The sequence below is a fragment of the Clostridium sp. HBUAS56017 genome, assembly GCF_007115085.1.
Taxonomy (GTDB): domain Bacteria; phylum Bacillota; class Clostridia; order Clostridiales; family Clostridiaceae; genus Clostridium; species Clostridium cibarium.
The window spans coordinates 22320-47104 of record NZ_SULK01000014.1; the positions used below are offsets into that span (position 1 = coordinate 22320).

The following is a 24785-nucleotide window of genomic DNA, read 5'->3' on the forward strand; positions in this document are numbered from 1 at the left end:
TGTATAAAATTTGAAAATGGGGGGATTCAAGATGAAAAAATTTAAATTATTATGTCTTGGTGTAGTTGTTGCATTTGTTGCTGCTACAGCATCAAATACTACCGTTGCTAAAGCTGCAACTACAATAGTTGTAAGTAATGGTGGTACAACATTATCAAAAGCTTTATCAAGCGCAAAATCTGGAGATACAATTATAGTAAAGGGAACAGTAAAATCGGGATCTGTATCGGTTCCAGCTGGTGTAATAATTAAAGGTCAATCAAATGGAAAGATTGATTTCTCTGGAAATGGATCTGGTAGAGGATTAACGGTAAATAGTAATGGATCTACTATACAAGATTTAGAAATTTGCAATGCTGGAGATAATGGAATATATGTTCAAGGGTCAAAAAATAACTTTATTAGGTTAAATGTTCATAATAATAAAGATGCAGGTGTTCAAATATCAAATGGAGGAGCAAATAACTATTTGAGTTTTGTTCGTTCTCATCATAATGCAGATGCTAAAGGGGAAAATGCCGATGGATTTGCAATAAAGTTACATTCAGGGGCAGGAAATGTGTTAGAAGATTGTATTTCTGAATATAATTCAGATGATGGATATGATTTATATGCTGCTCATGGAGCTGTAAAATTTATAAGATGTCAAGCTAATTATAACGGAGAATGTGCTGGCATTAGAGGAGATGGAAATGGGTTTAAAGTTGGAGGTGTTGATAACAAGACTTCAGGAGTTAAGGCTCATTTAGATCCTTTAAATCATTATTTAGAAGGATGTACAGCAAAGGGTAACAAGGCAAATGGATTTGATAGAAATAATCAAAGTGGTGTAGTAACAATGAAGGGATGTACTTCAGATTCTAATGGTAAAAAGAATTATAGTTTCCCACTAACAGGAACTCCATCAGCTTTAGGTTACAAAGTAACTTTTGGAAAAGCTATAATTCAAAATAGTAAATCCATTAATGGTAAAAATGATATTTCTGGTGCTACATTAACAGGAAGATGTTTAGGTTTCTAATCTGATAGATCAATTAAAGATAAGCTATCTTATGGAAAAGATAGCTTATTTTTTTATAAAAAGCTATGTTAATCAAAAAAAGTATGGAAATCAAAAAAATTAAAATACTAGTATACAACATCATAAAAATGTGTTAATATATAAAATGTAAACGATATTATAAATTGATTTGCCAAATTGTTTGCATTTATCAATTTAGCAAAAATATTAATTAACTGGGGGAATTAAAATGAAAAAAGTAAAATTATTATGTCTAGGAGTAGTTCTATCATTTACAGCAGTTACTGCATCAATGGGGGTAACAGCTAAGGCAGCAACTACATACACGGTAAAGGCTACTGGGGGTATGACTTTAGCAGCTGCAGTAAATAAAGCAAGTGCTGGAGATACGATTGTAATTGATGGAGCTGTAACATCAGGAACTGTAAAAGTTACGAAATCAGGAATTACAATAAAGGGGATTAACAAAGCTAAAGTTGATTTTAAGCAAACTGCTGTTGGTCAAAAAGGGTTAGATTTTTCAGGAAGTAAAAATATAGTTCAAGATTTTGAAGTATGTAATGCTGGTGATAATGGTATATATGTTACAGGAACAGAAAATAAATTCTATAATTTAGAAGTGCATGATAATAAAGATGCTGGAGTTCAAATATCAAATGGAGGAGATAACACTTATTTGTATAGAGTTCACTCTTACTTAAATGCAGATGCTCCAAATGGAGAAAATGCAGATGGATTTGCAGTTAAATTACATTCTGGAAAAGGAATAGTTTTAGAAGAATGTGTTTCTGAAAATAATTCAGATGATGGATATGATCTATATGCTGCTCATGGAGCTGTAAAATTTATAAAATGTCAAGCTAATAATAACGGAAATGCTAAAGGATACAGCGGTGATGGAAATGGATTTAAACTAGGTGGAGTAGATAATAAAACTCCAGGAGTAGCTGCCCACATCGATAATTTAGATCATTATTTAGTTGGATGTACAGCAAAAGGCAATAAGAAAAATGGTTTTGATAGAAACAATCAAGGAGGCCATGTAACTATGGAAGGATGTACAGCTGATTCTAATAAAGGATTAAATTATAATTGGCCAGCAAAAGGTACTCCATCAGCAATCGGTCATGAAGTAACATTTGGTACAGCATACATTACTAAAGGTAGCGTATCAATAAATGGTAAAAGTAATCTTACTGGTGCAGTAGTAACTAGCAGTCCAACAGTTAAATAAGTTACATTATATGTAATTAGTGAAATAACATAATAACTAGTTATAAAAATGATGAATTCAGATTGAATTCATCATTTTTTGTTCAACAGAATATAAAAAGAAATAAAATATTTTTTAGAGTGACATGAAAATATATATTGACATATGCTGGTAACTATTGTATTATTGTATTAAGCACTTAATACAATAATACAAAGGAGTGATATGATGGCATGGGAATTTAATAATTCGGCACCTATATATCAGCAACTTATGGAGCAAATAAAGCTCAATATAATTTCAGAAGTCTATTCAGTAGGGGAAAAGCTTCCTTCAGTTAGAGATATGGCGAGTGAGGCAGCGGTTAATCCTAATACTATGCAAAAAGCTCTTACTGAATTAGAGAAGACAGGGCTCGTATATAGTCAAAGAACAGCAGGTAGATTTATTACGGAGGACAGGGAAATGATAAAGAATGCGCAAACTAATTTAGCAAAAGAACAAATTGAAAAATTTCTTTTATCTATGAAGAATATTGGCTTTACTGAAAAAGAAACTATTTCTATGATAGAAAAAGTTGCAAAGGAGATGAATTAATGGATAATCCAATTTTTGAATGTAAGGATTTGGTTAAAACTTATGGCGGTAAAAAAGCATTAAATGGGATTAATTTATCAGTTAATAGAGGAAGGATAGTTGGGTTGTTAGGGCCAAATGGTAGTGGAAAAAGTACTTTAATAAAGCTAGCAAATGGACTATTAACACCTAGTAGTGGAGAAATCTTAATCGGTGGTAAAGTTCCTGGAGTGGAAACTAAAAAGATAGTTTCGTACCTGCCAGAAAGGACTTATCTTAATGATTGGATGAGGGTATCAGATATTATAAACTTTTTTTCAGATTTTTATTTAGATTTTAATAAAGAAAAAGCATATGATATGTTAGGCAAATTGAAAATTGATGCTGGAGATAAACTTAAGACTATGTCAAAGGGAACTAAAGAAAAAGTTCAATTAATTTTAGTAATGAGTAGAGAAGCTGAACTTTACTTTTTAGATGAGCCAATAGCTGGGGTTGATCCAGCAGCTAGAGATTATATATTAAATACTATTATTAATAACTATAATGAAAATGCTACAGTTATCATATCTACACATATAATATCTGATATAGAAAAGATATTAGATGATGTAATTTTCTTATCATATGGAGATATATCATTGACTATGAGCGTTGACGAAATAAGAGAAGAAAAAGGTATGAGTGTTGATGCATTATTTAGGGAGGTATTTAGATGTTAAGAAAATTATTAAAATATGAGTTCAAAGCAACAGCTAGAATACTATTACCATTATATGGAGCCCTGATAATATTTTCTATAATAAATAAGTTTTTTATTGGCACTAATAATAATTACGAAAGGTTAAGTGGTTTAGGGCACATTCCAGCAGTAATTACTATGTTTGCCTATGTTGCAACTATGGTAGCAGTAATTGTTGTTACTTTCTTCATAATTATTCAAAGATTTTATAAGAACTTACTAGGCGATGAGGGGTATTTAATGAATACAATTCCTGTATCATTAAATAAAAACCTGATGAGTAAACTTATCGTAGCAATTGTATGGAATATAGTTAGTGTGGCGATAGCTATTATATCAATTGTAATCATGGCATATACGCCAGGTGATTTTAGTAATGTTTTTAGGGACATTGGCCAAATACTATATGTAGGTTTTAGTGAAATAGGGATAAACATGGTTACAATTCTTATAGAAATTATAATTATAATTCTTGTAGGTGTTGTAGAATCGACTTTAATGATATATGCATCTATATCATTAGGACATTTAGCGAACAGGAGAAAAATATTATCATCTTTTGGTGCTTTTATTGTGTTAAGTATGGTGATCAATAGCATTTTTGGAGCTGTATCATCTTTTATTAATATTGAAGGCGTTGTTAATATAACAACAACAAATTTAGCACCTATTCATAAGTTTTTATTATTTGGGATTGGATCAGAAATTTTACTTTCAATAATATTTTATGTAATTTGTCATTATGTTTTAAGAAACAAACTTAATTTGGAGTAATTTGAGAATAAGAAAACTTTATATATTTTAAAAGAGCCCTACATGATAGATTTTTAATTTTCTATCATGTAGAGCTCTTTTTTGCATAAATTACTGATATACAGGTAAGTTTGAAATGAAATGTAATTTTAGATATAAATATTAAAAGTATATATAGTTGTAAAATTTTATTTTACATAATATAATAAGTAGACAAGTTAAATGCGAATTAGTTGCATTTGAGATTTGCGCATATATAATGAAAAATTATGTTTTAAATATGACTTAGGCTAAAGAGTTATGTAAGTATATCTAAATTATAAATTAGTATCATATATATATTATAATTTAGATTTCATATTAGTAATGATTAGTTTTTTGAGTTTAGAATTTAATTGAGGAGTGGTATATTTGGATATAAAAATAGATATAGTTTCAGGCTTTTTAGGTGCAGGAAAAACAACATTAATAAAAAAATTGCTAGATAGTGATTTAAGAAAAGAAAAATTGGCTATTTTAGAAAATGAATTTGGAGAAGTATCTATAGATGGAGATCTTTTAAATGATACTAAAGTAGATATAAAAGAAATAAATTCAGGATGTATTTGCTGCTCGTTAGTAGGGGATTTTAAAGAGGCCATGCATGAAATTATAAAACAATATTCTCCAGAAAGGATAATAATTGAGCCGTCTGGGGTAGCAAAACTTTCGGATATAATTAAATCCTGTAAAAGCATATCTAAAAATAATAATATTTATATTAATAATATATTTACAGTGATAGATGTTATAAACTATGAAGCTTATATAAATAATTTTGGAGAGTTTTATAAAGACCAAATAAAAAACGCAAATACCATAATCCTTAGCAAAATAGAGAACAATGATGAAGAGCAAATTAAAAAAATTAGTAGATTAATTAGAAATATAAATAAAGAAAGTAGTATAATTACAGCTCCTTTAGATGAAATGGATGGTAATGATATATTGACGATTTCAAAAGAAGATATAAAGAAAAGTAATGAGAAAACATTATCTATAAAAAAGTCATTTAAAATAAGTGCAGTAAATAAGGTATCACATTCTCATAGCGCTGATAATATTTTTAATAACTGGGGAGTTGAGACGCAAAAATCTTTTTCAAAATCAACATTAGAAAAAATATTTAAAATTATAGTAAATGATAAAAGTTATGGGAATATTTTAAGAGGAAAAGGAATAGTTAAACTAGAAGAGGGAATCTGGGGAGAATTTCATTATACTCCAGGTAAGTTTAAGATTAATAAGGCAACAAAACAAAGAGTTGGAAAGATAGTTATTATTGGAGAAGGTGTAGATAAAAATAAATTAAATTTGTTATTTAATATAAATGGATAATTCAGAATAAAGGGGACAGGTATGAAGATTAAAGTTGATATACTGATGGGATTTCTCGGTTCAGGAAAAACTACATTAATAAAATCCTTTATAGAAAATGGTGGCTTAAGAGATGAAACTGTTGTTATTGTTCAATATGAATCTGGTAAGACAACTATTAAAGAAGAGAAATTCAATAACAAAATAATAATAATGCAAAGAAAAATAGATGAGCCTTTTAATAAGAATTGCTTAAGGGAGATAATATCAAAATATACTCCCGATAGAATTATTATTGAATACAATGGTATGGGTGATACAGAAAAATTTCTCGAAGGATTTAATGATCCTTATCTAGAAAAAATTTGTAAGATTAATAAAATTATTAGTACTTTAGATATGAAAACTGCAAATATGTATCTTATAAACATGGCAAATAAGATTAGAGAACATATCGTAAATAGTGACATAATAATATTTAATAATGCAAATAATATGAACAAGGACACTATCCAAAATATAAAAAGAAATATTAGGCAAATTAATGAAGTTGCAAAAATTTATGAGTTTCCAACTGTTGATATAGAGGAAAAATCAATAAGAAAGAAAAAGCTATGTTTGAACACAAGTGAAGAGAAAGTAGGTAGTAAAGAAATAATATTAGTTATTTTAGGGTTTATGATTTTATTTTGGCTTGGTTTATGCTTTCCTCTTGTAAGTGATTTTACTAATAGTTATTTAGATAAAAATTGGATTAACTCATTTAATAAAATATTTATGGGAATTCTAATTGAAACTTTACCTTTTTTACTTATTGGTGCCTTCTTATCATCTATGATTCAAATATGTGTTTCAGAAAATATTTTGGCAAAGATATTTCCACGTAATACTATCATGGCATCTATAGTAGCCGCCGTTTCAGGAATTTTATTTCCAGTATGTGATTGTGGAACTATTCCTGTAGCAAGGGGATTCTTAAAGAAAGGGCTGCCATTATCAGTAGCTGTTACATTTATGTTATCGGCACCTATAGTAAATCCTATCGCAATAATCTCTACGTTATATGCATTTCCAGATATGAAGTATATAGTGGTATATAGAGTGATTTTAGGAATTATAATTTCTATAATTGTTGGATTGATTATGAATAGATATTCAGCAAAGGATGTTGTTAATGATTATATAATTAATTGTCAATGTGAACTATGTAGTGGAGAATATACAACCAGCAAAAATATTTTTACAAAGATTAAAGGAGTTTTTTTACTTGCAGGGGATGAGTTTATAAATGTAAGCAAATATATGATTGTTGGAGCTCTTCTATCAGCTAGCATTCAAACTTTAATAGGACAAAAAGTAATAGCATTTGTTCCAGAAGGAAAAGTAGCATCATTAATTATTATGATGGTGTTTGCATTTGTATTTTCTGTATGTTCAACTTCAGATGCCTTTATTGCAAAAGGTTTCTTAAATGAATTTTCTAAAGGATCAGTTTTAGGTTTTTTAATAATTGGACCAATGATAGATATTAAAAATACTATGATGCTCCTTGGAAGCTTTAAAAAATCATTTGTAGTTAAATTATTGTCTTTAATAATTATTGTTTCCTTTATATTATTAATGTTAGTGCCTTTATAAAATAGATGGAGTTGATTTAAGAATGAAAAAAGTAAATTTAGAAATAATGTTAAAGCTATTTATTCTACTAGGATTTTCTACTTTTTATTTTATCCTTGTTAGAAGTGATATGATAACATTATATGTGCATCCAAGAATTATACCATTTGCTAAGTTCAGTATTGTAGCTATGATGTTTATAGTTTTATTTTTAGTATTTGACATATTAAAGGCTAGGACTGTAAAGAGAAAGATGAGAAATTATATTGTTTTCATAATTCCATTTGTTATGATGCTTGGGATGAAACCTAATAGTACTAATATGGGAGCTTCAAATAATTCAAAATTTATAGAGGATAAATCTGATAATGTAGATTCTGCACAAAATAATAATATTAGTAGTGCAGAGCCTAAAAATGGCAATGATAATAAGAAAATAAGTATAGATGAAAATGGGAAAATTACAGTTACAGATAGTAATTATATTAATTTTTTAACTGAGGTAGAAAATAATATTGATAGTTATATTAATAAAGAAATTGAAATAGTAGGCTTTGTGTATAAGGAAGATGGCATGAAATCAAATCAATTTGCATTGGTTCGTAATATGATGGTATGTTGTACGGCTGATATGCAAATGGTTGGATTATTATGTGATAATGCAGAACCTGTTAAATATGAGGTTGACACTTGGCTTAAAGTTAATGGAACACTGGAATTAGGCAAAAGGTTAGAGGAGAAGGTAGCTATTATTAAAGTAAAGAATATCGAAAAAGTTGATGCACCTAAAACACCTTATGTGTATCCTTATTAGTTGAATATTGGTAGGTTTAAAGAATATAATAGTTAAAAATAAAGGTTCATACTTTTTAAAGTATGAACCTTTGCGAGTAAATAGAAGTTTAGTTTTACCTATATCACTTGTTATGTGATTCTGATGCCCTAAATCTATTTAAAAGAATAGTAAATTACTTATTCTCTTGCTCACAATTCTAGTTTATCCAAAGAAAAATAAATTATTCATACAAATTTGAAAATAATATGTAATTTTATATAGAAGTAAATGAATAATATTAAAGAAATAAAAACGTGCTTTGATTATAATTATGTTTATTAGTTTAGTATGTAGACTATAGAATTGAGAAGTGGTAAGATATATTCAAAAGTAACATTAATTATGATAAATAGGGGGACATTATGAAAAAGATAGTATTCGGTGGAGGATGTTTTTGGGGCGTAGAAAAGTTTTTTGCTATGATACCAGGAGTTATAGATACAGAAGTAGGATATGCTAATGGAAAGACTGAAAATCCAACTTATGAGGAAGTATGTAAAAATGACACCTATTTTGTAGAAGTATGTTATATTACATACGATGAAAATGTAGTAAAATTAGATACATTATTAGATAAATTTTGGAGTGTAGTAGATCCAACAACAGTTGATAAGCAAGGAGAAGATGTAGGAACTCAATATAGAACAGGAATTTACTATTTAGATAAATTAGATCTTGATACCATTATAAAAAGTAAGAATAAAATACAAAATGAATATGATAAGCCAGTAGTTACAGAAGTTAAACCACTTGAGAAGTATTACTCGGCTGAGGAATATCATCAAGATTATTTAAAGAAAAATCCAAATGGCTATTGCCATATTAAATTTGATTAATATAAGAGTTGCAAGGAATTGCAACTTTTTTTATTGCAGGCAACTGTAAAAAATTAACTATTGGTAATAAACTTTGAATTATTAAGAAGAAACATAGTAGAAGATAAAATAATAAAGTAAATAGTAAGTATTGTTTTTATGATAAAAATATGTAAAAAAAGTTTAACACTACTATAAATTCAATTTTATATATAGTATTATAAAATGGTATATTTAATAAGATTACAGGGGGGTAAAAAATGTTATTTAAGAAAAAAAAATTCACTGCAGTAATTACTGTAGTGGCTTTGTGGGCAAGCTTTATTGGCCCAAGTCATGTGGTAAGAGCCTATGATAATTCAGCAAAAGATAAAAAAATAGCTGCCACTGATACAACAAAGGTACAAATATTATCTACTACAGATTTACATGGAAAGTTTAAAAATTATGATTACGCTACTAATTCCATAGCAGCAGGGGGATTAAACCAAGTTGCAGCTGTTGTTAAAGAGGAAAAGGCAAAAAATCCCAATACCATAGTCGTAGATAATGGCGATACTATACAAGGAAATTACAATCATTTATTCTTAAAAGAAGATTATTTGGAAAAAAATAAAGATCCTATGATCTTAGGGCTAAATACTATTGGTTATGATAGTTATTCTCTAGGAAATCATGAATTTAATTATGGCATGAGTATTTTACAGAAGGTAGCTAAGCAATCAGAAACAGGAGGAACACCTGTACTTTGTGCAAATCTATATAAAGATGGGCAAAGAGTATTTAAGCCATATACAATAAAAGATATTAATGGAATAAAAGTGGCAATTATAGGGGTTGTTACTAATAATATAACAAGATGGGATGGGGACAAGCTAAAAGGTTATGATCCTAGAAATCCTGCTGATGAAGTGAAGAAGGTTATTGATGAATTAAAGAGCAAAAATTTAGCAGACTTATTTATAGTTACTTCTCATATGGGGGTGAAAAATGAGTATGGTGGTGGAGATAGTGCTACTGATATAGCAAATGAAAATCCAGATGTATCTATGATAGTTGCTGGACATACTCATGTTAGCATAAAAGAACAAATAGTTAATGGTGTTTTAATAACACAACCTAAGAATGCTGGAGCAGAGGTTTCTAAAGTAGAATTAGAAGTTGAAAAAACAAGCACAGGCTGCAAGGTAGTAAATAGAAGTGCAAGTTTAATTCCTTTGTCAAAAGCATCAGAAGAAGATGAAGTATTAAATAAAGAGCTTGAAAAGTACCATCAGGAAGCTTTAGCAGATGGAAAGACTAAAATCGGAGAACTTAAAGGGGAAGATTTAGCTGAAAAAAATAGAGTTAAAGGAATCCCAGAATCTTTTGTAAGTGATCAAGGTGTAACTGACTTAATTAATGAAGTGCAGTTATACTATAGTAATAAACATCTTCAATCAATTGGAGTTGATGGAAACAAGGTTCATCATGTCTCAGGAGCAGCAATGCTTTCAGAAAGTTCTAATCTTAAGACAGGAACAATTGCAAAATCAGATTTAGCTAATATTTATAAGTTTGATAATAAATTATATACAATAAAAACAAATGGTAAGCAATTAAAGAAATATTTAGAGTGGACAGCTCAAATTTATAATACATTTAAAGAAGGAGATTTTAGTATATCTTTTAATCCTAAATTTGCATCATATTTATATGATACATTAAGCGGTGTTAAGTATGATATAAATATTTCAAAGCCTGCTAAAAGTAGAATTGAGAATTTAAAATTTCCAGATGGAAAACAAGTTGAGGACAATGATGAAATATATTTAACAGTAAATGATTATAGATATAATTCAAATCTTGCACCAATATTTGATAAGGGAGAATTTGAAAAAGTATATGAATCTACTAATGATCCTCTTTCAGATGTTAGAGATATGATAGCAACATATATTAGAGATGCTAAAAGTGGAGTTATATCAAGAAATGTAGATAATAACTGGAAGTTAACAGGAGTTAAATATAATGACCAATTAAGAAATGAAGTTATTAATCTAATTAATGATGGTACGTTAACTGCTAAAACTAATAATAATCTTATAACTGAACCATTAACATGGGATAGTGTTATAGATCAATTAAATACAAAAGGGTTAACAGATGAGGTTAATAAGTTAAAAGCACTAAATCCAAAAGTAATAGATGTATTAAGTTTTAATGATTTACATGGTAATGTACTTGAATCCGGAAAAAATATTGGTGCTGCAAAACTTGCAGGAGTTATTAATGAATATAGAGCTAAAGCAAATGATAGATATAGTGTAATTCCTGTTTCAGGTGGAGATTTATATCAAGGTACTGCAATTTCTAACCTTAAGCAAGGTGAGCCTGTAAATGAAATGTTAAAAGCTATTGGCTTAGAAGCTTCTGCTGTAGGTAATCATGAATTTGACTGGGGCCGAGAAAACTTAAAGAAATGGTCAGAAAAAGGGGGATTCCCTTTCTTAGCTGCAAATATGGTTTATAAGGATAATGGAAAAACAATTGAATCTGTTGAACCTTATAAGATAGTCGGAAGAAACGGAGTGAAAATAGCATTTATAGGTATTGCTACTCCAGAAACATTAACATCAACAAAGGCTGCCAATGTTGAAGGGATAGAGTTCTTAGATCCAGCAGAAACTTTGAAAAAATATATACCGATAGTTAAAGCAGAAGGTGCAGATGCAGTTGTTGCATTAACACATTGTGGTGCTAGTCAAAATAGTAAGACTGGTGAAATCACAGGAGAAGCTGCTGATATAGCAAACAAGGTTACTGGATTAGATGCAATAATTTCAGCTCATAGCCATACATTTGTTGATGGTAAGGTAAATAATATTCCAATTGTACAAGCTGGATATAATGGTAGAGGATTATCTAAATTAACATTTAAATTTGATGATAATAATAAAATGCTAAGTGTTGAGCATAATACACAAGTATTTAAAGGAATAGAATCTACACTTCCAGTTGATGAAAATGTTCAAAAGTTAATGAAAGAACAAGAAGAACAATTGAAACCTATATTTGGTCAAAAAGTTGCAACTTTACAAGATAGATTAAGCCATGACGATAAAAATTCAGCATTAACACCACTTGGAGTAACAGTTTCTGAAACTATGAGAAAGATAGGAAATACTCAAATTGCTATTAATAATGGTGGTGGTATAAGAAGAAGTCTTGAAAAAGGTGATGTTACTGTCGGTGATATGTATGAAATTTTACCTTTTGATAACACTATAGTAACTTTAAATCTTAAGGGATCTGATTTAATAAAAGTTATTGAACATGGTATTGATCCTAAAGATATTGCATGGGGGCAATTTGCAGGAATTAAAGTTTGGTACGATAAAGATACAAATAAGGTTACTTCTGTTAGACTAGCAGATGGTAGTAAATTAGATATGGATAAATATTATTCTGTTGCAATTAATGATTTTATGCTAACAGGTGGAGATGGATATGATTTTTCAGCAGCTAAGAATGTAGTGAATACTAATATAGTTATGAGAGAATCAATAGAAGATTCATGGAAGACTAATGGAATTCCAGTTTTAGATTATAATTTACTGATTTCTGGAGTTGATAATACTGCTGATAATAAGCAAAAAGACACTACAAATCCATTAGAAAATAAAGATGCAAAAGGAACTGATATAAATAATGAAGGTTCACCTAATGATTCTTCAGCTAGAATTGCAAAGACAGGAGATTACAAAGACATAGAAATATTTGCTTTTCTTGGTCTTATGTCAATTGCTGGAGCACTTGTAGTTGTTAACAGGAAGAAAAAAGTATTATAAAATAAATAGGCACATTAAAATAACTTCAAATTTAATGTGCCTATTTTCTTTGTTGTATTAGATTTAAATTAAGATATTTAGAATAAAAATAAAAGGTATAAAAATCATGAGACCTAAAAGATTATATAATGAAAAATACTTAATATATCTTGTGCTATTTTCTGAATAGTCTTTTGTGTAGAGTTTATATGAAATGAGACTTGCCATTGAAGCAATTAGTGTACCCATTCCACCTATATTAACTCCTAGGAGTAATTCTTTATAGTTGTTAGTAAAACTTGATAGGAGCATTGTACATGGTACATTACTAATAAACTGACTTAGAATGATGGAAGAAAAATAAGTGCTTGTCCCAGAATTCAAAAGTTTTGACATAAGCAGTTTAACAGTTTCTACCGATGAGATATTCCCTATAAAAATAAAGAAGAAAACAAAAGTTAAAAGCAGAGAATAATCAATTTCTTTAAATAATTTTTTATTAAAAATTAAAACTATAGAAATAGTAATAATAAAAGTGATTTTATAATCTATTATGTGAAATACCGAAGCTAAAATTATTATAAATAATATACTAAATATAATGGATGAAGCTTTATCCTTAATTTTAACTGAAGATAAATCGATAGTTAATTTATCTTTATTATTCTTTATTATCAATCCTATTAAAAAAGCTATTGATAGTAAAATCAAGTTAATTGTTATTAGAAAAAAGTTAATTGGAGATATATTGTAATAGGAGTAAATAAAAAGGTTTTGAGGATTTCCCATAGGCGTAAAAGCACTTCCAAGATTTGCAGCTAAAGTTTGGAATACAATAATTTTAATACTGCTAATATTAACTTTTTTACAAATTATTAAGGATAATGGTACAAAGGTAATTAACGCAACATCATTTGTTACAAGCATGGAAGCGAAAAAAGTTATAAAAGTAAGTGAAAATACAATACTTCTATAGCTTTTGCATTTAGTCAGCAGTTTTGTAGCAAAGTAATCTAAAATTTTAAGATTCTCAAAAGCTGCTACTATTATCATTAAATTAAATAAAAGTATAAGTACTTTAAAATCTATGTATTGGAGTTTAGGCATTGATACTATAGAGCTTAATAGAGCAAGTAGTGCAGCTATAGTAAGGACTACTTCTTTTTTTATGTAAGAAAATATATATTGCTTTTTAGGTATATTTAATACTAACTTCATGTTATTTCTCCTTGAATAAATAAATTAACTTAAAATCGTCCTGTATATTATAACAAAAAATTAATTTTTAAGTTAATATAAATATTTGTAATTGTATAACTAAATAGTATATAGTATATATTATGCTAGTTTATGACAGAAAGAGGGCAAAAAAGTGACGAAAGATATGACAAGTGGTAGTATACCAAAGCACTTAGTAACATTTGCAATACCTATGATTTTAGGTAATATGTTTCAACTTACATATAATGCAGTAGATGCAATTATAGTTGGACATTTTGTAGGGACAAGCTCTTTGGCAGCTGTAGGTGCAGCAAATCCTATTATGAATATCATCATTTTTTTTATAGTAGGCATATGCATGGGGACCTCAGTACTGATGAGCGAGTATTTTGGAGCTAACGATATAGGAAAGTTAAAGAGAGAAGTGTCTACATCCATGATTGTAGGGATGATTTTTACAATATTTATGAGTATAGCATGCTTTTTTTTAGCAGAACCTATTTTAGTGATAACTCAAACACCAAGTGAAATAATACCTGAAGCAAATATATATTTGAAGGTTATTTTTTCAGGATTGATATTTACTTTTTTGTATAATATATATTCATCAACTTTACGTAGTATGGGAGATTCTAAAACTCCAATTATATTTTTAATGATATCATCAGTATTAAATATTTTTTTAGCTATACTATTTGTGGTTGTTTTTAAGATGGGGGTAAAGGGAGCTGGGATAGCTACTGTAATTTCACAATTTGTATCTTGTGCTTTATGTATTGTATATGTATATATAAGAATGCCTATTTTACGATTCAAAAGATCAGAAATAGTGGTTGATAAAACACTTTTAAAGGATACTATAAATTATAGTTGGGTTACAGCACTTCAGCAAACTTGTCTTTATGTAGGAAAACTTTTAATTCAAGGATCAGTAAATAGGTTAGGAGTAAATAACATAGCTACATTTAATGCAGTTACAAGAATAGACGATTTTGTTTTAACTCCTGAGCAGAGCATAGCACATGCTACCACTACTTTTGTAGCTCAAAATAGAGGGGCTAAGAAAAGGGAACGTATAAGAAAAGGATTTTATGCAGGTATGATAATAGAAGCAATTTACTGGTTAATAGTTGCTGGACCTGTATATATGGGATCTGGCAGCTTAATGAAGCTATTTGTACCAGATAGCGGTGCTGAAGTTATTGGTCTTGGAGTGATATATTTAGAAAGTATGGCTATATTCTATATTTTGCCTGGGATGACAAATGGACTACAAGGTTATTTTAGAGGAATGGGAGATTTGAAAATTACGCTTGCTTCAACATTTATACAAATTGTTGTAAGAGTTATGTGTTCATATTTGCTCGCACCAAATTTTGGTATTGCAGGAATAGCTTTTAGCTGTTTAATAGGGTGGATTGCTATGCTTGCCTATGAAATTCCAGCATATTTTAGACACAAAAAGAACTTAAAGTTATATATAAAAAGAAGAAATTAAATTAGGAGGAATCATAGATGAAAAAGATTATTGCTATTATAATGGTGATGTTAATTGCATTAACATCAGTATCCTGTGGAAAGGATAAAAATGAAACTAAAAATGAAGAAACAATTGCAGAAAGCACAGAAAGTAATGACAATAATGAAGCGGCAGGGGGAAAAAGTGAAAAAAACAGTGGTTCTGATAGTAAAGAAACTAGTACAAATAATACGAAAGTAAATGGAAAGAAGAGTATATATAAAGAGAAGTTAGATAAAATACAAGAGGGACTTAAAGATTTGGATAGTCTCTATAAAGGAAATACAGCAGAGATGAAATCAGCAGCAAATCAAGAATATGAGAGATGGGATAAAGCTTTAAATGAAATCTATACTGAATTAAAGAAAGATTTATCAAAAAGTGATATGAGTAAACTTGAAAAAGAAGAATTACAGTGGATAAAAGATAAAGAAGATAAGGCTAAAAAAGCGGCTGCCGAGTTTAAAGGTGGAACAGCCGAAAATTTGACTTATACTGAGTCTTTAGTTCAATCAACTAAAGAAAGATGTTATGAGTTAGTAGAAAAATATATGAAATAACTTAATTAGCTATCGCTATTTAAATGATTTTTATAAGATTCACCCCAAACAGAAAGTGCATCAAGAACTGGGATAAACTCTTTTCCAAGGTTAGTTAAAGAATATTCAACCTTTGGTGGAACTTCAGGATATACTTCACGATGAACAAGGCCATAAGATTCTAAACTACGTAATTGTTTAGTAAGCATTGCCTGTGTTAAGTCAGGAATTTTTCTTTGAAGTTCACCAAAACGTAGAGTTCCTTGACTTAAATAGTATAGAACTATGATTGTCCACTTACCACCTAAAATTTTTTGAGCCGTTGTTATTGGGCATATCCCAAATAAATCTTTTGAATAATTCATAGTACTCTCCTTAATAGTATCAAAAAAGATACTGACTATTATAAAAAAACCTACTTGTTATTGAAATACTAGCATACTATAATTTGGTTGTAAAGTAATTATAATAGTATAGGATGGTGCAATATGGATAAAGTAATCAATTTCTTAAAAGAGAATTCTACGTTTTATTTTGCTACAGTGGAAGAAGGAGAACCAAGGGTTAGACCATTTGGATTTTTTATGGATTATGAAGGAAAGTTATATTTCGGAATGGGAGACCATAAAGCATCCTATAAGCAACTTTTAGAAAATCCAAATTTTGAAGTATCAACAACAAGTGCTAATGGGGAATGGATTAGAATTAAAGGTACGGCTGTATTTGATAAGAGTGAAAAGGCTTTGGAAGCTGCTTTTAATACTATGCCATCTTTAAGAAAAATTTATAATGAAGAAACTGGACTAAATATGGCTATATTTTATGTTGAAAATGGAGATGCTGAAATAGCTGGTTTCGACGGAAGCTTTGAAAAAATTAAATTCTAGCATAAAAACTGTCTCAAAATTTTGAGGCAGTTTTTTATGTTATAAATAATATTTATAGAGTCATAATAAAAATATATTTCTAGATAGTAATATTTAGAATTATAATTTTATTATGATTATTAGGAAAGGAAATTATCTAAAATTTTAGATAATAAGGGCGAAGATAATGAATTTAAAAGGACAAGAATTATTAAGAAATCCATTTTTGAATAAGGGAACAGCATTTACTGAAGAAGAAAGAAAAAAATATGATTTGACTGGTCTTTTACCAGAGGCTGTAAGAAGTATAGATGAACAAGAAAAGTTAGTGTATGAAAGAACTAAATCTTTTGCTAATGATTTAGATAAGCATCTTTATTTGATGAATATATACGATACAAATCGTACACTATTTTATTATGTTGTAGGCAAGCATGTTACAGAATTTCTACCAATAATTTATACACCTACAATAGGAGATGCGGTAATAAATTATTCAAAGAAATACGATACTCCTAAAGATGCTGTATTTCTTTCTATAAATAAAATAGAAGACATTAAAAAATCTATAGTGTCAGCAATTTCAGATTTAGATGAAATAAAACTAATAGTAGTAACTGACGGTGAAGGAGTTCTAGGTATAGGAGATTGGGGAGTGCAAGGTGTTGACATATCCATAGGAAAGCTTGCAGTTTATACTGTGGCTGCTGGAATTAATCCTAAAAATGTATTGCCTGTAGTAATAGATGCAGGAACAAATAATGAAGAGTTATTAAATGATCCTCTATATTTAGGAAATAAGCATAAAAGAGTTACAGGAGAAAAATATGATAGATTCATAGATGAATTTGTAAAAGTTTCTTTAGAATTATTCCCAGAAGCACTTATTCATTGGGAAGATTTTGGACGTGGAAATGCTAGAAGAATACTTGAAAAATACAGATCACATATATGTACATTTAATGATGATATACAGGGAACAGGGGTAATGATGGTTTCAGCTTTAAATGCTGTAGCAAAGGTTACTGAAATACCAGTTAAAGATCATAGAATAGTAGTTTTTGGTGGAGGAACAGCAGGTATAGGGGTTTCAGATCAAATTCTATTAGAAAAGATAAAGAGCGGTTTATCAGAAGAAGAGGCAAAGAAACATTTTTATATTGTAGATCGCTATGGATTAGTAACTGAAGATATGAAAGAACTTACAGAGGGACAAAAGAAATACGCAAGAAAAAGTGATGAATTTAAAAAGCCATTAAAGAATCTTGAAGAGGTAATTAAGGAAGTAAAACCAACAGTTCTTATTGGTACATCTGGGGTTCCAGGGGCATTTACTGAAGAAGTGGTTAAGAGTATGGCTAAATTTAATGATAGACCGGCTATTATGCCAATTTCAAATCCTACAAAGCTTTGTGAAGCTAAGGCAGAAGATATAATTAGGTGGAGTGAAGGTAGAGCATTAGTAGTAACAGGAAGTCCATCTAAGCCAGTTGAATATAATGGGGTAACTTATAATATTGGGCAGGCAAATAATGCTCTTTTGTATCCAGGACTAGGTTTTGGAATAATAGTTGCAAAATCTAAGATAGTTACAGATAATATGTTATCAGCAGCAGCACATGGTATAGCATCACTACAAGATTTATCTAAAATGGGAGCTTCAATTTTACCACCAGTAAATAAGCTTAAAGAAGCTTCAAAACTTGTAGCTATGGCAGTTGTAAATGAAGCTATTAGTGATGGTGTAAATAGAAGAGCCATAGAAAATGTAGAAGAAGCAGTAGAAAAAGAAATTTGGGAACCAATATATAAGTAGAATTGCCAACTTTTCGTAAATGGTGTATTCTAAACTTTAAAGGAGTAGTATATTTATGAATTTAAAGGATATAGAATATTTTCATTATTTATGTAAATATAAGAATTTTACTAGAACAGCAGAAAAGTTATATGTATCTCAACCTTCTATAACAATAGCTTTAAAGAGGCTTGAAAAGGAGTTAGATGCTAAGCTTGTTATTAGGGACAATTCTGAAAAGCAAATCTCTTTAACAGAGGCTGGAAAGATTTTAGAAAAGCATGTTAATAACATATTAAATGAGGTTAAAGAGACAAAGGTGGAAATAGGAAAAATAAGTGGAAGTAACATTAAACTTGGGGTTCCTCCTATGATAGGTGCATATTTCTTTCCTAATATAATGGAAGAAATTGTTAAAAGTCAGTTAGCAAATAATATTGAATTAATAGAGACTGGATCTCTTGCTATGATAGATAAGGTTTTATCTAATGATGTTGATATGGCATTTATTGGATCTCTTGCACCTTTAAAAGATAGTGATTTAGAAGCTACAATATTAAAAGTAGATAAATTTGTTGTATGCATGAGTAAAAATCACAGGCTAGCTACCAGTGAGGAAATTAACTTCGAAGATTTAGTAGAAGAACAGTTTATAGCACTTGGAAATGAGTATTTACATAATGAAGTGTTAAAAAGGTTATGCTATAAACATGGTGTTTCTACGGACAAGTTTTATTATACTGATGAAATTCAAACAGCTAAATCTCTGATATCATCAGGCCTTGGAATAGGAATTATGATAGAGATGGCTGTGAAAGATATGACTAGTATAAAAAAAGTGAAGTTACAAAACTCTATTAAATTTTATATTTCCCTTGCTTTTAAAAAGAAGCATTATACGACAGTAAAAGAAGAAAAAATAAAAAATATAATTATAAATTGTAAGAATTGCTTAGGTTAGTTAATTTCCAACGTAGGCAATTCTTTTTATTTTGAATAGAGTTAATTTAATGGAATAACTTGTAAAATGATAAGGAAATATATTGAAGATTAAAATGAAATAATGTAAAATTGTAGTATACAAGTTCTGGATTTAAAGAATAAAAGGAAAAAGGTGGGGAATATGAAAAAGAAGAATAGGATTGGAAAGCAACTTTTAGTATGTTTTTTGATTGTTATAATTGCTCCTTTAATATCATCAGGAATTATAGCTATAGAAAAATCAAAAAATATGCAGGAAGAGAGCTTAAAACTAACAAGCGCTCAAACACTTGGAGAAAGTAAAAATGGATTCAAATTATATTTGAAAAACTTAACTCAACAGATGGATGCATTAACTCGTAAAGATGAGTTTAAACATGTTGAAGATGACAAGGCAAATGATAAAACAGTTGAATCAATACAAAATTCTCTTGTTGCCGCTACTAAAACAACAGATGGAGCTATTAGAGCATATTATGCAACAGAAGGTGGAAAATTAATAAATATTAAGTTAGTTCAACAAGGAGAAAAGGTAAATAGCGAAAATAGTATGGATGTAGGAATTGATTCAAAATCTGAAGCTTGGTATGAAAGAGCTATAAAAGCCAATGGAAGAGATAAGGTATTTGCTACATTTTCAGATCCAAGAAAAGATAAACAAACAGGAGATATAATAATTACTATATCACAAAAGGTTAAATCATCTGACAATACAGTGGGAGTTGTTGCTATAGATGTAAAGTTTAGCAAGATTGAAGAATTTATTCAACATATAGGATTATTAGATACAGGATTTGCAGTACTAGCAGATGATAAAGGGAAGATTTTAGTTAATAATGACAAAAATAAGTTTGTGGATGAGGATATAAGCGGTTTGCCATTTTGGGAAAATGCAAAGTCCGAAGATGAAGGTAGTTATGAGTTTGAAGCTAATGGTGAAAAGGTATATATAACTGAAAAAACTGATGAAATTACTGGTTGGAAGCTTATTGGCTTAGTAGGTCATGGAGAAATTGCTAAAGAAACTTTTTCATTTATTTTAAACAGTGTAGTAACAATAGTAATTGCAGGTTGTCTAGGAATAGCTATGGCTGCATTCGTATCAATCTATTTAATGAAGGAAATAAATAAAATAGATAAAGGACTTAGAAAAGTAGCTTATGGTGATTTTACGGAAAAAATAAATGTAACAGCTAAAAATGAATTTGGTGACTTAGGTAACAATTTTAATGCTATGGTTGATGGAATTTCAACATTAGTAAGAAATGTTGAGAAATCAACAGGAGATTTACTTGAAGCATCAAATAATATAACCTTAATGTCTGAAGAAACTGCAGAATCTGCTACAAATGTTGCCAAAGCTATAGAAGAAGTAGCTACAGGAGCAACAAGGCAGGCGGAAAATACAGAGGAAGCAAATTTGCAAGTAGATAATCTAGCTAAAGGTTTAGAAGAAACTACAAATCATACAAATAAGATAAATGAGATGTCTAGTGGAACTCAAAGACTTAGTAATAAAGGAATAGAAATACTTGATGAATTAGTAAATAAAGCAATAAAGACTAAGGAAAATGCTGAAAAATCTACTAATATAGTAGGTGAGATGTCAAAAAGCATTGAAAAGATTAACTATATATCAAATGTTATTGCTGAAATAACTGAGCAAACCAATCTTTTATCTCTTAACGCAAGTATAGAAGCGGCAAGGGCTGGTGAGGCAGGTAAAGGGTTTGCAGTAGTTGCTGAGGAAATAAGAGAGCTTGCAGAACAATCGAAGAATTCTACAGATGAAATAAAAAAGATAGTAGAAGAAATTAATACTAAGGCAACTTTAGCAGAAGGTGCTATGAAAGAAAGTACGGATATGTTAATTGAGCAAGATGAAGCTGTTGAACATACTAAAGTTATATTTAAAGACATACTAAATTCTGTTACATCATTAATAGATGGTATAAGAAATATAGCTTCCTTAAACAATGAAATGTACGAAAATAAAAATGCAGTAATTGAAAAGATGGAAAATATCTCTGTAGTGTCAGAAGAAACTGCCTCAGTATCAGAAGAAGTAACTGCATCTGCAGAAGAAGTTAATGCTACAATGGAAGAGTTAACAAGCTATGCAGAAACATTAAAAGAAATGGCTAATAAACTTTCAGAAGAAATTGGACAGTTCAAATTATTCGATAAAAATTAATTATATAGATAGGTAAATTTAGATTAGTAGATAAAACTTGTTCTATTTTGATAATAGGACAAGTTTTTTTATAAAGTTTTAGATAAATTCAATTTATACGTTTACACATAAAGTAAATTATGTTATAGTTTAGTTGTGAAAGCGCTTGCACTAAAATATTAAAAAATGGTAACGATTCCGCAAATGAGAACTTTGTGAGAATTAGTGAAATTTTGAATGGGGGTACTATTTAGTATGAAAGGAATTGTTAAAAAATTTCCTATAGTGGTGCTAGTATTTGCAATTTTAATTACAACAATATTTGATAGTAATTTTGTCATTAGAAACAAAGTATTTGCAGGAACTAATGAGGTAAATATATATGTAGAGAAACCTGAAGATTGGGAAAATATTTGGATATGGTATGATTCTGATTTAAGCACTAGTAAATGGGATACATCAGAACTTTCAAAATCTCCAGGGGAATTAGAAGAGTATAGAACAGGATGGTACAAGAAAACTTTAAATTCAAAAGATGTTCAATTCTTATTTAATAACGGAACCTGGAGTAAAAAATTAAGCAATTCCGGAAACGATTTCAGAACACAGAAGGATATATGGATCAAAAAAGATGGAAGTGTTAGTTTTATTGATCCATTAACTACGGATAATGTTAAGACTTCAGTAAAAGTCCATTTTAAGAGTACATGGGGACAAAGTAAAATATATTATTGGAATGCATCCCCAGGATCATTAAAAAGTGGTTGGCCTGGAGATGAAATGAGTTCTGAAGGTAATGACTGGTACGGTTATGAATTAAAAGGAGTTGATAGTACTAATTTAATATTTAATAATGGAAAAAATCAAACAGCTGATTTAAGTAGAACAAAAGGAGAATGGTGGTATAAAGATAATAATTGGTATGAAAGTAATCCGGAAGTAGACCCAAACCCAGATCCCAAACCAGATCCCGGTCCAGGACCAAAACCAAATCCTGATTCTGACAATAGAACAGATTTTAGAGATGAGACAATATATTTTGTAATGACATCTAGATTCTATGATGGTGATAAGAGCAATAATACACATTGTTGGGACGATGGAAAGGCAGGTAATCCAGATTCTGATCCTGCATGGCGAGGTGACTTTAAAGGATTAATAGAAAAGCTTGATTATATAAAGGCTTTAGGATTTACAGCTATATGGATTAGTCCAGTAGTAGAAAATGCTAGTGGATATGATTATCATGGATATCATGCCATTAATTTTAGTAAAGTTGATAGCCGTTATGAATCAGATGGAGCAAGTTATCAAGATTTAATTAATTCAGCACATAGTAAAGGAATGAAAGTCATTCAAGATATTGTATTGAATCATACAAGTAATTTTGGAGAGGAAAATTTATTTCCGCTATTTGCAAAAAATAAACTTCTTAAAGATACAGCTTCAAATTTAAAAAAGTTAGATATTGATAAAAAACTTCCAAGTAATTACGATTCTTTAAACCCTGATCAGCAGTATCAGGCAAGAATTTCTGCTATGAAGGAAGATAAGAATGATACCAACAATATTTATCATCATGAAAAAAGCTTGGATTGGGAAGGATATACAGTTCAAACAGGTCAAATTGCAGGGGACTGTGTTGATTTGAATACGGAAAATCCAATAGTTAGTAAATATTTAATCGATTCTTATGACAAGTATATCGATATGGGGGTAGATGCCTTTAGAATAGACACAGCGAAGCATATTTCTAGGCTCACATTAAATAAGGAGTTTATTCCAGCTTTTAAAGAAAGAGGTGGCGACAATTTCTTTATGTTTGGAGAGATTGCAACTCGATATAGACAAGTATGGAATAATAACATTCCAGCTGTTTCCACACCATTTTACACATGGAAGGAATCAAAGGAATATTCATGGACTACTAACTTTAAAGATAGGATGAATAGTACTTTGCAGAATTGGAATGATAATAAACAAGTTAGCAATCAGCCAACTAGTGATAATCATTTGTTAAATGGAAATACTTATCATACTCCAAATAATAATATAAGATCAGGGTTAGATGTAATTGATTTTCCGATGCATTGGAATTTTAATAATGCACATGATGCTTATAATACAGCTTTAGATGGAGATAAGTGGTACAGTGATGCAACATGGAATGTTACTTATGTAGATTCACATGATTATGCTCCTGATGGGGCACCAGAAAATCAAAGGTTTGCTGGATCACAGGATACATGGGCTGAAAATTTAAATTTAATGTTCACTTTTAGAGGAATACCAACAATTTATTATGGAAGTGAAATCGAATTTATGAAGGGAGCTCCTATTGATGTGGGTCCAAATGCGCCATTAAGTAAAACTGGTAGAGCATATTATGGAGATAAAATTGAAGGTGATGTAAAAGTGGATGATTTTGCACAGTATTCTTCGGCTACTGGTGCAATGAAAGATACATTGAATTATCCTTTAGCAAAGCATATACAAAGACTAAATTTACTAAGAAGAAAGATACCAGCTTTGAGAAAAGGAGAATATTCTATAGATGGTGTTAATGGAAGTATGGCATTTAAGAGACGTTATACTAATAACAGTCAGGGAATAGATAGTTTTGCATTAGTTTCAATTACTGATGGAGCAACCTTTAACAATATACCAAATGGAAGGTATGTTGATGCTATCACTGGAGAAACTAAAAATGTAACAAATGGAACTTTAGTTACCCCTAGCGTTGGAAAGGGCAATATGAGAGTTTTTGTTTTAGATTTGGAAAACAATGGGGCTCCAGGCAAGGTTGGTGAAAATGGAAGTTATCTAAAATAGTTATTATAAACTGCATGTTTTATTAAAATATGCAGTTTTATTTTTATGGTATGTTAGCATGGGAAAAGTACTGGAAGTATGAAAAGACACAAAAAATAATTATTTAGTTATACTGGGTTTTA

The 24785-nt window shown here is 29.5% G+C and carries 19 protein-coding genes; 17 read left to right on the forward strand and 2 right to left on the reverse strand.

What is annotated here, in order from left to right; genetic code table 11:
• Positions 1–31: 31 nt before the first annotated feature.
• The 10 genes from FAY47_RS12680 (at position 32) to FAY47_RS12725 (ending at position 12758) form a co-directional block, all read left to right on the forward strand.
• Complete coding sequence (locus FAY47_RS12680; RefSeq protein ID WP_143317167.1) at positions 32–1021, forward strand: right-handed parallel beta-helix repeat-containing protein; 990 nt, start codon at positions 32–34, stop codon at positions 1019–1021.
• 229 nt (positions 1022–1250) lie between these two features.
• Positions 1251–2255: a right-handed parallel beta-helix repeat-containing protein gene (locus FAY47_RS12685; RefSeq protein ID WP_143317169.1), complete on the forward strand. Its 1005-nt coding sequence runs from the start codon at positions 1251–1253 to the stop codon at positions 2253–2255.
• A 207-nt stretch (positions 2256–2462) separates the two neighbouring features.
• Positions 2463–2831, forward strand: a complete 369-nt coding sequence (locus FAY47_RS12690; protein ID WP_143317171.1) for a GntR family transcriptional regulator — start codon at positions 2463–2465, stop codon at positions 2829–2831.
• Positions 2831–3532, forward strand: a complete 702-nt coding sequence (locus FAY47_RS12695) for an ABC transporter ATP-binding protein (protein ID WP_143317173.1) — start codon at positions 2831–2833, stop codon at positions 3530–3532. Before FAY47_RS12690 ends, FAY47_RS12695 begins: the two co-directional genes overlap by 1 nt.
• On the forward strand, positions 3526–4326 hold the full coding sequence (locus tag FAY47_RS12700; protein ID WP_143317175.1) for an ABC transporter permease: 801 nt from the start codon (positions 3526–3528) through the stop codon (positions 4324–4326). Before FAY47_RS12695 ends, FAY47_RS12700 begins: the two co-directional genes overlap by 7 nt.
• Positions 4327–4716: 390 nt before the next feature.
• On the forward strand, positions 4717–5682 hold the full coding sequence (locus tag FAY47_RS12705) for a GTP-binding protein (protein WP_185966824.1): 966 nt from the start codon (positions 4717–4719) through the stop codon (positions 5680–5682).
• A gap of 21 nt (positions 5683–5703) precedes the next feature.
• Complete coding sequence (locus FAY47_RS12710) at positions 5704–7299, forward strand: permease (RefSeq protein WP_143317179.1); 1596 nt, start codon at positions 5704–5706, stop codon at positions 7297–7299.
• 22 nt (positions 7300–7321) lie between these two features.
• The gene (locus FAY47_RS12715; RefSeq protein WP_143317181.1) at positions 7322–8092 is read left to right on the forward strand and encodes a TIGR03943 family protein; all 771 of its coding nucleotides are present in this window, start codon (positions 7322–7324) and stop codon (positions 8090–8092) included.
• A gap of 383 nt (positions 8093–8475) precedes the next feature.
• Positions 8476–8949, forward strand: a complete 474-nt coding sequence (gene msrA, locus FAY47_RS12720) for a peptide-methionine (S)-S-oxide reductase MsrA (protein ID WP_143317183.1) — start codon at positions 8476–8478, stop codon at positions 8947–8949.
• Positions 8950–9188: 239 nt separating this feature from the next.
• Positions 9189–12758, forward strand: coding sequence for a 5'-nucleotidase C-terminal domain-containing protein (locus tag FAY47_RS12725; protein WP_143317185.1), 3570 nt, complete (start codon positions 9189–9191; stop codon positions 12756–12758).
• Positions 12759–12821: 63 nt separating this feature from the next.
• On the opposite strand, the gene FAY47_RS12730 is transcribed toward FAY47_RS12725, so the two are convergent.
• A complete protein-coding gene (locus FAY47_RS12730; protein WP_143317187.1) occupies positions 12822–13955 on the reverse strand; it encodes an SLC13 family permease in 1134 nt (377 codons plus the stop codon).
• A 154-nt stretch (positions 13956–14109) separates the two neighbouring features.
• Here FAY47_RS12730 and FAY47_RS12735 point away from each other — a divergent pair, with 154 nt between their 5' ends.
• Positions 14110–15456: an MATE family efflux transporter gene (locus tag FAY47_RS12735; protein ID WP_143317189.1), complete on the forward strand. Its 1347-nt coding sequence runs from the start codon at positions 14110–14112 to the stop codon at positions 15454–15456.
• A 17-nt stretch (positions 15457–15473) separates the two neighbouring features.
• Entirely contained in the window at positions 15474–16037 is a 564-nt protein-coding gene (locus FAY47_RS12740) for a lysozyme inhibitor LprI family protein (RefSeq protein WP_143317190.1), read from the forward strand.
• Between the two features lie 5 nt (positions 16038–16042).
• Here the strand turns inward: FAY47_RS12740 and FAY47_RS12745 are convergent, their stop codons facing one another.
• Complete coding sequence (locus tag FAY47_RS12745) at positions 16043–16381, reverse strand: helix-turn-helix domain-containing protein (RefSeq protein ID WP_143317192.1); 339 nt, start codon at positions 16379–16381, stop codon at positions 16043–16045.
• 123 nt (positions 16382–16504) lie between these two features.
• Here FAY47_RS12745 and FAY47_RS12750 point away from each other — a divergent pair, with 123 nt between their 5' ends.
• The 5 genes from FAY47_RS12750 (at position 16505) to FAY47_RS12770 (ending at position 24663) form a co-directional block, all read left to right on the forward strand.
• Positions 16505–16903, forward strand: a complete 399-nt coding sequence (locus tag FAY47_RS12750; protein ID WP_143317194.1) for a pyridoxamine 5'-phosphate oxidase family protein — start codon at positions 16505–16507, stop codon at positions 16901–16903.
• A gap of 163 nt (positions 16904–17066) precedes the next feature.
• A complete protein-coding gene (locus tag FAY47_RS12755; RefSeq protein WP_143317196.1) occupies positions 17067–18698 on the forward strand; it encodes an NAD-dependent malic enzyme in 1632 nt (543 codons plus the stop codon).
• A gap of 55 nt (positions 18699–18753) precedes the next feature.
• A complete protein-coding gene (locus FAY47_RS12760) occupies positions 18754–19638 on the forward strand; it encodes a LysR family transcriptional regulator (protein WP_143317198.1) in 885 nt (294 codons plus the stop codon).
• Between the two features lie 162 nt (positions 19639–19800).
• Positions 19801–21852, forward strand: a complete 2052-nt coding sequence (locus FAY47_RS12765) for a methyl-accepting chemotaxis protein (protein WP_143317200.1) — start codon at positions 19801–19803, stop codon at positions 21850–21852.
• A 234-nt stretch (positions 21853–22086) separates the two neighbouring features.
• Entirely contained in the window at positions 22087–24663 is a 2577-nt protein-coding gene (locus FAY47_RS12770; protein ID WP_185966826.1) for an alpha-amylase family glycosyl hydrolase, read from the forward strand.
• Positions 24664–24785: the final 122 nt, after the last annotated feature.